At 70.3% G+C, this 13,990-nt stretch carries 12 protein-coding genes; 5 read left to right on the top strand and 7 right to left on the bottom strand.

Annotation, left to right across the window (positions count from 1 at the left end; translation table 11 throughout):
* Nucleotides 1-7 precede the first annotated feature (7 nt).
* Together D1350_RS01605 and D1350_RS01600 are read right to left on the bottom strand one after the other, a co-directional pair.
* Nucleotides 8-1,234: an extracellular solute-binding protein gene (locus D1350_RS01605; protein ID WP_125773182.1), complete on the bottom strand. Its 1,227-nt coding sequence runs from the start codon at nucleotides 1,232-1,234 to the stop codon at nucleotides 8-10.
* Nucleotides 1,235-1,346: 112 nt separating this feature from the next.
* Nucleotides 1,347-2,342 carry a LacI family DNA-binding transcriptional regulator gene (locus D1350_RS01600; protein WP_125773180.1) on the bottom strand — a complete coding sequence of 332 codons (996 nt, stop codon included), beginning with the start codon at nucleotides 2,340-2,342 and terminating at the stop codon, nucleotides 1,347-1,349.
* Between the two features lie 152 nt (nucleotides 2,343-2,494).
* On the opposite strand from D1350_RS01600, the gene uxaC reads away from it, so the two are divergent.
* The 5 genes from uxaC to D1350_RS01575 all read left to right on the top strand — a co-directional run bounded on the left by uxaC (nucleotide 2,495) and on the right by D1350_RS01575 (nucleotide 7,892).
* Complete coding sequence (gene uxaC / locus D1350_RS01595) at nucleotides 2,495-3,907, top strand: glucuronate isomerase (protein ID WP_125773178.1); 1,413 nt, start codon at nucleotides 2,495-2,497, stop codon at nucleotides 3,905-3,907.
* A 14-nt stretch (nucleotides 3,908-3,921) separates the two neighbouring features.
* A complete protein-coding gene (gene manD, locus D1350_RS01590) occupies nucleotides 3,922-5,163 on the top strand; it encodes a D-mannonate dehydratase ManD (protein ID WP_125773176.1) in 1,242 nt (413 codons plus the stop codon).
* Entirely contained in the window at nucleotides 5,160-7,217 is a 2,058-nt protein-coding gene (locus D1350_RS01585) for an alpha-glucuronidase (RefSeq protein WP_420807789.1), read from the top strand. Before manD ends, D1350_RS01585 begins: the two co-directional genes overlap by 4 nt.
* A 79-nt stretch (nucleotides 7,218-7,296) precedes the next feature.
* Entirely contained in the window at nucleotides 7,297-7,488 is a 192-nt protein-coding gene (locus D1350_RS01580; RefSeq protein ID WP_125773174.1) for a ribbon-helix-helix protein, CopG family, read from the top strand.
* The gene (locus D1350_RS01575) at nucleotides 7,485-7,892 is read left to right on the top strand and encodes a type II toxin-antitoxin system death-on-curing family toxin (protein WP_125773172.1); all 408 of its coding nucleotides are present in this window, start codon (nucleotides 7,485-7,487) and stop codon (nucleotides 7,890-7,892) included. Before D1350_RS01580 ends, D1350_RS01575 begins: the two co-directional genes overlap by 4 nt.
* A gap of 15 nt (nucleotides 7,893-7,907) precedes the next feature.
* Here D1350_RS01575 and D1350_RS01570 read toward each other — a convergent pair whose 3' ends face one another.
* The 5 genes from D1350_RS01570 to D1350_RS01550 form a co-directional block, all read right to left on the bottom strand.
* A complete protein-coding gene (locus D1350_RS01570; protein WP_164544991.1) occupies nucleotides 7,908-8,585 on the bottom strand; it encodes a DUF624 domain-containing protein in 678 nt (225 codons plus the stop codon).
* Between the two features lie 17 nt (nucleotides 8,586-8,602).
* The gene (locus tag D1350_RS01565; protein WP_125773168.1) at nucleotides 8,603-10,147 is read right to left on the bottom strand and encodes a GH39 family glycosyl hydrolase; all 1,545 of its coding nucleotides are present in this window, start codon (nucleotides 10,145-10,147) and stop codon (nucleotides 8,603-8,605) included.
* Nucleotides 10,148-10,231: 84 nt separating this feature from the next.
* The gene (locus D1350_RS01560; protein WP_125773165.1) at nucleotides 10,232-11,887 is read right to left on the bottom strand and encodes an ABC transporter substrate-binding protein; all 1,656 of its coding nucleotides are present in this window, start codon (nucleotides 11,885-11,887) and stop codon (nucleotides 10,232-10,234) included.
* Between the two features lie 94 nt (nucleotides 11,888-11,981).
* Complete coding sequence (locus D1350_RS01555; protein ID WP_125773163.1) at nucleotides 11,982-12,902, bottom strand: carbohydrate ABC transporter permease; 921 nt, start codon at nucleotides 12,900-12,902, stop codon at nucleotides 11,982-11,984.
* The gene (locus tag D1350_RS01550; RefSeq protein ID WP_125773161.1) at nucleotides 12,896-13,915 is read right to left on the bottom strand and encodes an ABC transporter permease; all 1,020 of its coding nucleotides are present in this window, start codon (nucleotides 13,913-13,915) and stop codon (nucleotides 12,896-12,898) included. Before D1350_RS01550 ends, D1350_RS01555 begins: the two co-directional genes overlap by 7 nt.
* Between the last annotated feature and the right edge of the window lie 75 nt (nucleotides 13,916-13,990).

Genomic DNA, 13,990 nt, shown 5'->3' with positions numbered 1-13,990 from the left:
CGGACGATCACTGCTCCTCGAACTTGCCGGCGCCGACCTCGCGGTCCCAGATGTCGAAGGCCTTCACCATCTGGTCGGGGGCGAGGGGCGTCGTGGACGGCTCCGACTCGATGAGGTCGTCGTACCAGTCGCGGCCGAACTCCTCGAGCACCTTCTGCGACTCCTCGGGAGCCAGGTCGAGGGTGGCGCCCTCGACGGCCGGGCCGGGGTAGAAGTAGCCGTTGTCGTACGCCTTCGCGTTCTGCTCGGGCGTGAGGACGTCCTGCAGGAGCAGCAGGATCGCCGAGATCTTGTCGGCGCTCTGGCCCCGCGGGATGGCGGCGTAGTGCGCGTCCGTGACCCAGGTGAAGTCGTCGAACGCCGCGGCCTCCAGCGTGTTCGGCAAGCGACCGTCCGTGCGCGGCTCGATCTCCCAGCCGGTCGTGGTGGGGATCATGCTCCAGGTGCCGTCACCGACGTTCGTGACCACCTGGCCGGTCCCGGTCGGGTAGTTGTCGATGTGCTGGCCCAGGTCCTTGAGGTAGGCCCAGGTCTTGTCCCAGCCGTTCTCGGGGTCCTTCGGGTCCTCGTCGCCGAGGAGGTACGGCAGCCCCATGAGGAACGTGCGGCCGGGGCCGGAGTTCGCGGGCCGGGCGTACCCGAACTTCCCGGGGTTGGCCTCGGCCCACTCGAGGAGCTCCTCGGGGGTCGACGGCGGCTCGCTCACCACCGCCGGGTCGTACTGGAGCAGCGGCCCGGACGGGTAGTAGGTGACGACCACGCCGTAGCCGTCGGCCAGCTCCTGCATGGCGGCGGCCGGCTCGAGGTAGTTCTCCTGGTTGGACAGCCGGTCGCCGAAGTCGTCCACGACGGGGATCCACAGGTCCTGCCCGATGCCGGCGGAGAGCCCGTCGTTCCCCGTGAGCACCAGGTCGATCGAGAGGTTCCCGCTGTCCACCTGCGGCTTGACCAGGCCGGTCACGTCGGGCGCGCCGCCCGTCTCCCAGGTCACGGCGGAGATGACGTCGGGGTTCTCGGCGACGAAGGCGTCGACCATCGGCTTGGTCAGCTTCTGGTTGCCCGCCACGTCGAGGATGTTCAGCGTCACGGGGGCCGACGGCGTCTCGGGCACCTCCGCGGCCTCCGTCGCCGGGGGTGCCTGCTCGCCTCCCTCGGGGGCCGGCGGGGCGCAGGCGGTCAGGAGGAGACCCAGGCCTGCGACGGCGGCGAGGGCCGCGTTGCGGTAGGTGCGCATCGTTTCGTCCTCTCTCTCACCCCGGGCTCCATCACCCGGGGGTCGGTTCCCCGCGTCGTCGTCGGCGCGGGGCTGGTGCGGTGAGACGGATCGATCGGTCGTGCGGTGGTGCTCAGCCGGTAGTCACCGGCGCGGGCACCCCGGTCGAGCCACGGATCACGAGCTCGACGGGGAGGTGGGTCGTGGTGGACGTCCCGGTCGCGCCGCGCAGGCGGCCGACCAGGAGGTCGACCGCGCGGCGCCCCAGACCGCTCAGGGGCGAGTGCACGGTGGTGAGGGCGGGCGAGACCAGGGTGGCGACCGCGACGTCGTCGTACCCCACCACCGAGAGGTCCTGCGGGACGCGGACGCCGCGGCTGCGCAGGCGGTCGAGGATGCCCAGGGCCATGAGGTCGTTGAACGCGACGACGGCCGTGGCGCCGCTCGCGGCGGCGTGGTCGGCGGCGACGTGGCCGCCGGAGAAGTAGGGCCGGAAGCTCCCCAGGTGCACCAGCTCGACGTCGCCGAACTGCTCGGCCGCGGCCCGCAGGCCGGCCAGCCGGCGGTTGCCGGACCACGAGCTCGACGGGCCCTGCGCCACGGCCACGCGGCGGTGGCCCAGGGCGCGCAGGTGGCCGAGCACCTGGGCCGCGCCGTCGGCGTCGTCGAGGGCGATCGACGGGAGCCCGTCCAGCTCGCGGTTGGCGAGCACCGCCACGGACCCCTCGACGGCGGCGAGGAGGGTCGCGTCGTCGGACCGGGGGGAGGCGAGGATGAGGCCGTCGACCCGGGCGGCGAGCCCTGCCACGAGCTCCGCCTCGACGGACGCGTCCTCGTCGGTGTCGGCCACGAAGACGGCGTAGCCCTCGGCGCGGGCCCGCGCCTGCACGCCCTTGGTGACGGACGCGAAGTACGGGTTCTCGAGGTCCGGGACGATCAGGCCGACGGCGTGCGTGCGGCCCAGCCGCAGGCCGCGCGCCACCGGGTTGGGCCGGTAGCCGAGCCGCTCGGCCGCCTCGACCACCCTCCGTCGGGTGGCGTCGGAGACCTGGTCGGGCGCGACGAGGGCACGCGACACGGTCGACACCGAGACCCCTGCCGCCTTCGCCACGTCACGTGCGTTTGCCATGCCGACCCTTCCTCGTGGTTCGACCGCTAGTCTGCAAACGATTGCACGCTTCGTCAAGAGACGGGCTTGCGTGAAGTCACATAGGCAGTGCAGCATGGCCGCAATCGTTGCCAGCCGGCGGCGAGCCGGCCTGCTTCGAGGAGGAAGCGGACATGACCGCACCGTGGACCCTTCACCCTGACCGGGCGCTGCCCGCAGACCCGACCACCCGCGACGTCGCCCGAGAGATCTACACGGCGACGCGCGATCTGCCGATCGTGTCGATGCACGGTCACGTGGACGTCGCGACGTTCGCGGACGACAGCCCGTTCCCCGACCCCGCGCAGCTGCTCGTGGTCCCCGACCACTACCTCACCCGCATGCTGGTGAGCCAGGGCGCGCGGCTCGCAGACCTCGGCGTCGGCACGGGTCCGGAGGTCGAGACCGACCCCCGCGCGATCTGGCGGCGGTTCTGCGCGGGCTGGAAGCACTTCCGCGGCACGCCCACACGGTTCTGGCTCGAGCACGAGCTCGTCGAGATCTTCGGCGTGACGCAGCGCCCGTCGGCCGAGACCGCCGACGCGATCTACGACCAGATCGCCGAGCGGCTCGCCGACCCGTCGTTCCGCCCGCGCGCGCTCCTCGACCAGTTCCGCATCGAGGTCATCGCGACGACCGACCCGGCCTGGAGCCCGCTCGACCAGCACCACAAGCTCGCCGAGGAGCTCCCCGGGCGGGTGCTGCCGACCTTCCGCCCGGATCCCCTCTTCCACCTCGACCGCGCCTCCTGGCGCTCCGACGTGGCGCAGCTGGCCGCGGCGTCGGGCATCGAGATCACCGGCTACGCGACGTACCTCGACGCGCTCCGCGAGCGCCGCCTGGCCTTCAAGGCCGCGGGCGCCCGCGCCACGGACCACGGCCACCTGAGCGCGGACACCACCCCGCTGCCCGACGACGCCGCGCGCGCCCTGGTCGACAAGGCGCTGGCCGGTCGTCCGGTCACCCCGGCGGAGGCGGCCGCGTTCAGCGGGCACATGCTGTTCCAGTCGGCGGCGATGTCGGCCCAGGACGGTCTCGTGATGCAGCTGCACCCGGGCGTGCTGCGCGACCACGACCCGGCTGTGGCTGCGGCCTTCGGTCCGGACAAGGGCTACGACATCCCCGTGGTGACCGAGTACGCGTACGCGCTGCGGCCGGTGCTGGAGGCGTTCGGCCACCACGAGGGCTTCCGGATGATCGTGTTCACGGTGGACGAGGACGTGTACAGCCGCGAGCTCGCCCCGCTCGCCGGCGTGTACCCGGCGCTGCGCCTCGGCGCCCCGTGGTGGTTCCTCGACGCGCCGGACGCGATGCGCCGGTTCCGCGAGGCCGCCACCGAGACGGCCGGGTTCTCGAACCTCAGCGGCTTCGTGGACGACACGCGCGCCTACTGCTCGATCCCGGCCCGGCACGACCTGGCCCGCCGCGTCGACGCGGGCTATCTCGCGAAGCTCGTGGCGGAGCACCGCCTCGACCTCGACGAGGCCGTCGAGACCGCCGCCGATCTTGCCTACAACCTGCCTCTCGCCGCCTACGCGGCGGCCTGAACCCGGAGCACCCCATGAAGATCGAGTCCGCCGAGGTCAACGTCACGAGCCCCGGCCGCAACTTCGTCACCCTGAAGCTCACGACGTCGGACGGCATCGTCGGTCTCGGTGACGCCACGGTGAACGGCCGCGAGCTGGCCGTGGCCAGCTACCTCACGGACCACGTGGTGCCGCTGCTGCTCGGGCGCGACGCGAGCGCCATCGAGGACACCTGGCAGTACCTGTACCGCGGGGCGTACTGGCGCCGCGGTCCCGTGACGATGGCCGCGATCGCGGCCGTCGACGTGGCGCTGTGGGACATCAAGGCCAAGGCCGCGGGCCTGCCGCTGTACCAGCTCCTCGGTGGCGCCTCGCGGCGCGGCGCCCTCGCCTACGGGCACGCGTCGGGCTCCAGCACCGAGGCGCTGTTCGACTCGATCCGCAACCACCTCGACCTGGGCTTCAAGGCGATCCGCGTGCAGACCGGCGTGCCGGGCCTGGGCCAGATCTACGGCGTCGCCACCGACCAGAAGGCGGGCCAGCGCTACGACTACGAGCCCGCGAAGCGGAACCTCGTGGCGGGCCGGCCCCTGCCCGTGGAGGAGATCTGGGACACGGCGGCCTACCTGCGGCACATCCCCGGCGTGTTCGAGGCGGTCCGCAGCGAGTTCGGCCCCGACCTGCCGCTGCTGCACGACGGCCACCACCGTATGACCCCGATCCAGGCCGCCCGGCTCGCCAAGGACCTGGAGCCGTACCGCCTGTTCTGGCTCGAGGACGCGACGCCCGCAGAGGACCAGACGGCGCTGCGGCTGATCCGGCAGCACTCCACGACGCCGCTGGCGATCGGCGAGATCTTCAACACCGCGTTCGACTACCAGACGCTGATCACCGAGCGGCTCATCGACTACGTGCGGTCCGCCGTGACGCACACCGGCGGCATCACGCACCTCAAGCGGCTCGTGGAGTTTGCCGGGCTGTACGGCATCCGCACCGGGTTCCACGGACCCACGGACATCTCGCCGGTGGGCATGGCCGCAGCGCTCCACCTCGACCTGGCGATCCACAACTTCGGGATCCAGGAGTACATGCAGCACAGCGCGACCACGCTCGAGGTGTTCCGGACGTCGTACTCGTTCGCCGACGGGCTGCTCCACCCGGGTGACAACCCCGGACTGGGGGTGGACCTCGACGAGGAGGCTGCGGCACAGTTCGAGTACACGCCCGCGTACCTCCCGATCAACCGGACGCTGGACGGAACGGTCCACGACTGGTGACCACCACCGAGGAGACCCACGCAGTGACCTCACAGCGGAGCACCACCGAGCACGTCACCGTCCATCCCGCGTGGCTCCCCGGGGCGGCCTCGGCCGCCGTCGGCCGCCGTCGCGTGGTGGTCGCCGGCGACGGAGCGCTCGTCAGCACCGTCGCCGCGGAGGTGGCGGCCGCCGTCGCCTCCCACGGCGGGTCGTGGACGCGCCTCGAGGCAGGGGCCGGGGTGGCGGACGCGGACCTGGTCCTGACGATCGCGGAGGCGGACGACGGTCCCGCGGCGACCCCGGACGCCGTCGTCCAGGCCGAGTGCGACGAGAGCTTCCGCTTCATGCGGGACGCGGGCTCGGTCGTGGTCGAGGCGGCGTCCGACGCCGGGCTCCTGCACGGGTGGTTCCACGTGCTGCGCCTGGGCGAGGCCGCCTTCGACGGCCCCGACGCGGACGAGAAGCACGCGCCCGCCGCGGCCCTGCGCGTGCTCGACCACTGGGACAACGTGGACGAGCACCACACGATGGGCCAGGTCGAGCGCGGCTACTCCGGCGGGTCGCTGTTCTACGCGCACGGCCGGGTCCGGGAGGACCTGACGCGCGTGGACGAGTACGCGCGGCTGCTCGCCTCGGTGGGGATCAACTCCGTCGCGATCAACAACGTCAACGTGCACGCCCGCGAGGCGCGCCTCCTGACCGACGACCTCATGGACGTCGCGCGGATCGCCGCCGTCTTCCGGCCGTGGGGCATCCGGGTGCACCTGTCGGTGTCGTTCGCGGCGCCGGTGACGCTCGGCGGCCTCGCGACGTCGGACCCGCTCGACCCGCAGGTCGCCCACTGGTGGGTCCGGGCCGCTGCCCGTGTCTGGGGCGCCATCCCGGACTTCGGCGGGTTCGTCGTCAAGGCCGACTCCGAGGGCCAGCCCGGCCCGTTCGCCTACGGCCGCACGCACGCCGACGGCGCCAACATGCTGGCCCGTGCCGTGGCCCCCTACGGCGGCCTGATCCACTGGCGCGCGTTCGTCTACAACCACCGGCAGGACTGGCGCGACCGGTCCACGGACCGCGCCCGCGCGGCCTACGACCACTTCGCGCCCCTCGACGGCCAGTTCGACGACAACGTGGTGGTCCAGGTCAAGTACGGGCCGCTCGACTTCCAGGTGCGTGAGCCGGTCTCGCCGGTCCTCGCGGCGCTGCCGCGCACGCGCGTGGCGCTGGAGCTGCAGGTCACGCAGGAGTACACGGGCCAGCAGAAGCACGCGGTGTACCTCGGCCCGCAGTGGAGCGAGATCCTCCGGTTCAGCCTGGGGGACGGCGTCGTGAGCAACCTGGCCACAGCAGGCGGCTTCGCCGCCGTCTCCAACGCCGGCGACGACCCGTTCTGGGCGGGGCACCCGTTCGCGCAGGCCAACCTGTACGCGTACGGGCGCCTGACGTGGGACCCCTCGCTCGACCCGATCGCCGTGCTGGACGAGTGGATCGCGCAGACCTTCCCCGGGTCGCCCGTGGAGGTCGGCGAGGCGCTGCACGCGATCCTCGACCGGTCGTGGGAGACCTACGAGATGTACACGACGCCGCTCGGCGTGGGGTTCATGGTGCGGCCCGGCCACCACTACGGGCCGGACGTGGACGGCTACGAGTACACCCCCTGGGGCACGTACCACTTCGCCGACCGCGACGGGATCGGGGTGGACCGCACCCGTGCCACCGGGACGGGCTACACCGGCCAGTACCCGGCGCCGTGGTGCGACGTGTACGAGTCGCTCGAGACCTGCCCCGACGAGCTGCTGCTCTTCTTCCACCACGTGCCGTACTCGCACGTGCTGCACTCGGGGAAGACGGTGATCCAGCACATCTACGACACGCACTTCGAGGGCGTCGAGCGGGTCGAGGCCATGGTGACCGCGTGGGAGGGGATCGCCGGGCTCGTGGAGGCCGACGTGGCCGAGCGGGTGTCCGAGCGGCTCGCGGAGCAGCTGCGGTCCGCCGAGGAGTGGCGCGACCAGGTCACCACGTACTTCTTCCGGAAGTCGGGAGTGCCGGACGCGGGTGGCCGCCGGATCTACTAGCCCTTCCCCGGGGGGTGGGGCGCGGTATCATGGCGATACCAGATTCGGGATGCGGGCTATTCCTCTAGGAGCGATGATCATGGCCATGACCCTTCGCCTCACCGACGACGAGGACCGTGCGCTCACCGCCACGGCCCAGCGCCTCGGCATCTCCAAGCAGGAGGTGGCCCGCCAGGCCATCCGGCAGTTCACCGACGAGCGAGCCCGCTTCGAGGACATCGTCCACCGAGCTGTCGACCGGTTCGGCCCGGTCCTCGACCGGCTCAAGTGACCGTCAGGCACCTCACCGCTCCCGAGCTCCTCTGGATCGCAGAGCAGTTCCTCGACCAAGCGGTCGAGGTTCGCGATCCTGGGCTGCTCGACTCTGCGGTATCGCGCCCCGCGGCGTCGATGATGGGAGTGGAGGCATACCCAAGCCTCGATCTGAAGGCGGCCGCCCTGCTCGACTCGGTTGTCAACAACCACACGCTCCTCGACGGCAACAAGCGTCTCGGTCTGGTCGCCGTCGCCACGTTTTACGAACTCAACGACCACTACTTCGACCCGCCGCACGAGGCCATCTACGAGCTGGTCATGTCCGTCGCCGACGGCTCGCTGCGCGACGTCGGGAAGATCGCCGCGATGCTCGAAGGCTGGCGCACACCCGTCGGTGAGCACGACAACCACCTCCGGTAACCGTGACCGGAAGGCTCACTCCGTGAAGCGCTCCTCCACGTCGCGCAGCAGCGGGCGGACCGTACGCAGCACCAGCGCCGCCCAGAAGACCATGAGGATCACGAACAGCAGGTCCGACGTGAACACGATGATCCCCGTCGCCAGGATCAGGAGCGAGAGCACGCCGAGGGCCACGAGGGGCAGCCGGAACAGGTAGTACCCGGCCAGGCGCGCCACGTCGCGGGTCCGGAACCCGAAGAACGACGCGACCACCACCGCGTTCACGGTCCACATCAGGACGAGCCCGCCGATCCCGATGAGGATGCCGCCGTACCAGACGGGCACGCCGGGCGTGCCGACGGACACCAGCCCCACGGCGATCACGCCGAGCACCACGAGCGCGGGCACCCACAGCTTCAGCACGTCGAGGACGTTGAGCCGGTAGCCCTTCCAGAACGACGCACCGGGCGACAAGGACTCGGCCCGCGGCCGGTCGCGGAGGGCGAACAACGCCGCCGACAGGGCGGGTCCCACCGGGGCGAGGCACAGCACCACGAGCGGCGCGTTGGACACGGACCGGTCGAGCAGCGCGAGCGGCACGAGCCCGGGCAGCATCGCGAGGACGAGCAGCAGCTCCACCACCAGGAACCAGTAGACGGCGCTCGTCACGCGCCCGAGCGGGCCGTCGAGGAACTCCCGGGACTGAGCGCTCATGCGCGGCTCCTTCGCATCTAGGGCCGGGTCGGGCCGCGGCCCACGATACGGCTGTCGTCCGTCCATGGGGGCGTCTCGTCACGGACGAGGTCGATCTCGAGGAGCGTCACGCCGTGGCGGCCGATGGTCAGGTCGAGCTCGATGCGCCCGTCCACGACCGGCAGGGACGACGCCCGGCGCGCCGGCTCGGACGCCTCGTGCAGCGTGTCGAGCTGGCGGGACGACGGCGACGCCGGCCGCCCCATCTCGCGCCACGCGGCCCAGGAGTTGCCCGCGGTCTCGTCCACGTCGGAACGCAGGACGAAGGCCCGGGGCGAGCCCACGCCGTCGGGCACAGGCGAGGCCACCGGGACGCTCAGCGCGAGCGTGTGCGACTCCGGCTCGGCCGGGTCGTCCGTGCCGCCCACGGGCTGCCAGGCCAGGATCGTCACGCGGCCGGAGGCCGGGTCGCGGGTGACGAGGTGGTCGTCGCCGCGGGCGAGCACGTCGGGGCCCATCCGCGCCATGAAGGCGTAGAGGTGGAAGGTGGGCTTGCGCACCTGGCGGTGCGTGAGCATGCCGAAACCACCGTGGAACAGCGTCGTGGGGACGTTCTCCTCCTCGAAGACGTCGCAGAACGTCCAGTAGGAGAACGAGTCGACGTGGGCGCCACCACCCGCGAGGACGGGCGCGAGGTAGGCGGCGTTGTAGGCGGTGTCGTGCACGGGGTTGTCGGGCCGGTAGCTCGTGTTGAACTCCGTGATGTGCACGGGCACGCCTTCGAGCCGGGTGCCCGCGAGCAGACGCCGCGGCGTGGCGAACTGGTCCAGGAGCGACTGCGCCGGCATGAGCGTCTGGTAGACGCCGAACGGGACGTGCTCCGCGGGCCCGGACGTGTAGGCATGACAGGAGACGAAGTCGACGGGGAGGTCGCGGGCGGTGACGAACTCGACGAACGGCTCCCACCAGTCGTCCGCACCGGGGGACAGGGAAGGGCCGCCCACCTGGAGCGACGCGTCCACGTCCTTGACCGCCAGAGCCGACGCCTCGTACAGGCGCAGGTACTCCTTCTGGTCCGCACCGGCCCAGAAGTGGGTGAGGTTCGGCTCGTTCCACACCTCGACCGGCCACGTGCGGACCTCCTCGAGGCCGTACCTGTCGACGAGGTGGGTGAGCACGGCGCGGACAAGGTCCGCCCACTCGGTGTGGTCCCGCGGCGGAGTCACGTTGCCCTTCCACCAGAAGACCGTCTGGTCGCCCGAGGCCAGGCCGGACGGCATGAACCCCAGCTCCAGGAACGGCTTGATGCCGAGGCTCAGGTAGGCGTCCACCACCTGGTCCACGTAGGTGAAGGCGTAGCGGGTGCCGCGGTGGCCGGCCTTGTCGTACGGACGGTGCACGCCCACGTCGTCGGAGAGGAGTCCGTGGCCGCGGATGTAGCGGAACCCGATCTCGCGCTGCACCAGCGCCAGGGAGTCCTGGTAGTCCTTGCGCAGGGCGAGGTTGAAACGGCCCGTGCCGACACAGGAACGCCAGGCGTCGCTCAAGGTGCTGGTGGGGTGGGCGGGCACGACGGTGCGCACGGGGCGGGGCTCCTCGGTCGAGACGATGGTGAGACAGCCCGGGCGTGGGACAGGGGGGCACCCTGTCCCACGCCCGGAGGTGGGTCAGCCGGCCAGGCCGGCTGCCGCGTTGGCGCGGTCCACGTACTCCTGCATGCCGGCGCCCTCGAGCTCCGCCACGTAGGCGTCCCACTCGGACATCGGGCGGTCACCCAGGATGAACTTGGCCGTGTTCTGGGACACGATGTCCTGGAGGGCCGTCTGCTGCAGGCCCGCCATCTCCTGGTCGACCTCGGAGTAGGCCACCGTCGGCGGGATCGGGAGCTCCTCCTTGACGGCGTTCATGCCGTCGATGAACTCCACGACCTCGTCGCTCAGCATGGACTTGTCGAGCTCGGCGGTCGAGCCGTGGGCGATGCTCCACACGCCGTTGTAGTAGCCGAAATCGGCGTTGAGCAGCTTCGGCGCGTCGGGGTCGCCGAGGCTGCCCCACTTGATGTCGTCGAGGAGGACGCGCTTGTCGCCCTCACGCGTGAAGGTCTCGCCCTCGACGCCCCACTTGGCGAACTCCAGGCCCTCGTCCGAGTAGTACATCCAGTCGACGTACTGCAGCATCGCCAGGAGGTGGTCCGACTCGGCGACCTCGGCCGAGAACATCAGGCCGGACTCGCGGCGCGTGCCGCCGGAGATGAAGTCGCCGGCGGGACCGCCGGGGACCACGATCTGCTTGAGGACGGCACCCTCGACACCCGACTCCTCGAGGGCGGCCCGGTACTCGTTGATGACCTGGTCGTTGGTGGCGATGGCAGCGACCTGGCCGGAGCCGATCTTGGCCGTGGCCTGCTCGTCCTCCTGCGTGACCGCCTCGGGGTCGAGGAGGCCGTCGGTCACCAGCCCGTTGAAGTACTCGACGAGCGACTTGTACTCGTCGGACGCACCGGCGTAGACGTAGGTCTCCTCGTCGGCGTTCCACTGCAGGCCGAGGCCGTAGCCCCAGCCGGCGACGGTGCCGAAGTTCGGGCCTGCGGTCTGGAGGGTGGCCTCGATCGGGCCGTTGATCGACCAGCGGTCGGTCATCGGGTAGGCGAGGTCGGGGTTCTGCTCCTTGATGACCGCGAGCTGCTCCGCGAACTCCTCGTAGGTCTTCGGGTGGTCGAGGTCCGCCTTGTCCCAGAGGTCCTGGCGGATCGCGATCGAGTACTGGGGCTTGGCCGCCTCGTGGATGCCCGGGATCATGTAGAACTTGCCGTCGGCCTGCTTCTGGGCGTCGAACTCCTCCTGGAGGTCCCAGTCCTCGATCTTCTGCTGCAGGTTCGGCATGTACTCGAGGTAGTCCGAGATCGGCAGCAGGGCGCCACCACCGATGAACTGCACCTCGTCGCCGGGGTAGGTGACGGGCATGATCTCCGGGGCGTCGCCCGAGTTGATCAGCACCGCGCGCTTCTGGGCGAGGTCCGCCAGCGGCACGTTCTCGAACTCGAAGGTGACGTTGTTGTCCTCCTCGAGGTGCTTGACGATCGACCAGTCGGCCTTGAACGGGTAGTTCGGGTGGTCGCGGTACAGCAGGCTGAACTGCACCGGCTCGCTCGCGACGAAGGTCTCGCCGGCCGCGTAGTCCTCCATGTAGCCCACCTGCGAGGCCAGGTCGATGGCGCCCGCCTCGGTCTCTTCCTCGGTGCCGCCTGTGCTGCACGCCGTCAGCGTGAGCATCAGGGCGGTCGCCGCGAAGCCCGCGACGGCCCTGGTTCGGGTGATCCTCATTGTTCTTCCTCCGGTGTGGTGAACGTCGTCGTTCTGGACGTCAGTGGAACGGGATGTCGTGCCCGGCGGCGGATGCCTCCGGGCGGCGTGGCGCTCAGCCCTTGACGGAGCCGAGCATCACGCCCGTCACGAAGTACTTCTGGACGAAGGGGTAGATGGCGATGATCGGGATGACGGTGAGCAGCATCGCCACCGCCTGCAGGTTCGCCCCGATCTGGACGGCCTCCATACCGGACTCCTGCCCGGCGCCCGAGGCCGCCGCGAGCAGGTTGCGCAGGTAGAGGGTCACTGGCTGCAGGTCTGGGTCGCTGAGGTACAGGAAGGCCGGGAACCAGGAGTTCCAGAAGCTCACGGCGTAGAAGAGGATCATCGTGGCGACGACGGCCTTCGACAGCGGCAGCACGACGCGCAGGAAGATCCCGTAGGTGGTGAGACCGTCGATGGCCGCGGCCTCCTCCAGCTCGGCCGGGAAGTTCTCGAAGAAGGACTTCATGACGAGGAGGTTGAAGGCGCTGATCGCGTTCGGGACCACGATGGCCCAGATGGTGTTCTTCCACCCCAGCTCGGAGATGAGCAGGTAGTTCGGGATGAGGCCGCCGTTGAAGAACATCGTCACGACGAGCATGCCGACGAAGAACGCCCGGCCCTTGAGGTGCCGCTTCGAGAGGGCGTACGCGAACGTGGTGGTGATCACCATGGAGATCGCGGTCGCCACGACGGTGTAGACCACGGTGTTGCCGTAGTTGGTCCAGAACCGCTCGTCGTGGAACACCCAGTCGAACGTCGTCAGGTTGAACCCTCTCGGCCAGAGGTTCACCTCGCCGGCCAGGATGTAGCCCTGCGAGCTGAACGCCTTGGCGACCAGGTTGACGAACGGGTAGAGCGTGACGAAGCAGATCGTCACGAGCACCACAGCGTTGACGACCCGGAAGATCGTGTACGCCGGCGTGTCCTTGATCGTCGTCGTGACGGCCCGGACGGCACTGATGTCGGGGACGGGGTTCGTGGTCACCACAGCGAGGCTCCAACCAGACGCTTCGAGACGGCGTTGGCCGACAGGACGAGGACGAGGCCGATGAGCGCCTCGAACAGGCCGATCGCGGCCGCGTAGGAGAAGCTGCCGCTCGTGAGGCCGACGCGGTACAGGTAGGTGGAGATGACGTCCGCCGTCGAGTAGGTCAGCGGGTTGTACATCAGCAGGACCTTCTCGAAACCGACGGCCAGGAACGTGCCGATGTTGAGGATGAGCAGCACCACGATCGTGGGCCGCATGCCGGGCAGCGTGATGTGCCAGGTCTGCTGCCAGCGGTTGGCGCCGTCGATACGGGCCGCCTCGTAGAGCTGGTCGTCGATCGTGGTGAGCGCCGCGAGGTAGAGGATCGTGCCGAAGCCGACCGTCTGCCACACCTCGGACGACACGTAGATGGTGCGGAACCACTCCGCCCGCTGGACGAAGGCGACCGGCTCGAGGCCCAGCGACTCCAGCACCTGGTTCACGGTGCCGTTGAGGGACGTGAGCTGGAAGACGAAGCCCACCACGATCACGACCGACATGAAGTGCGGCAGGTACGTGATCGTCTGCACCGCCTTCTTGAACCGGCGGGACCGCAGCTCGTTGAGCATGAGCGCGAGCAGGATCGGGAGCGGGAAGACGACCAGCAGGGTGAGCCCGCCGAGGATGACCGTGTTCGTGAACACCCGCCAGAAGGTGGGGTCCTCCAGGAACATCTGGACGTACCGCAGGCCGACCCACTCGTCACCGAAGACGGAACCGCCCGGGCGGAACCGGCGGAACGCGATCACGTTGCCGAGCATCGGTACGTACCGGAAGATCACCAGCCACAGGACCGGCACCAGCAGGAACGTGTAGAGCCGCCAGTCCCGGCGCAGGGCGAGAGACCAGGTGCTCCGGCCGTCAGGGCGCTGCCCTGCGCGGGCGGTCACCGGCTGGGCGACCACGGGCTGCGCAGCCGGCTCGTCGCCCGGCGCAACCTCCGCCTCGGGCGGCGAGGGTGTTCCCCTTGCCATCGATTGTCCTTCCCGCCACGACCTCGTGCGGCCCCCGCAGCGATGCGGGATCGGCCTCCACGACGTCGTGAAGAT

The sequence above is a fragment of the Antribacter gilvus genome (assembly GCF_003946865.1).
GTDB classification, from domain to species: domain Bacteria; phylum Actinomycetota; class Actinomycetes; order Actinomycetales; family Cellulomonadaceae; genus Antribacter; species Antribacter gilvus.
Note: the sequence above shows the minus strand (reverse complement) of the source record. Positions and strands in the feature narration are given on the sequence as shown.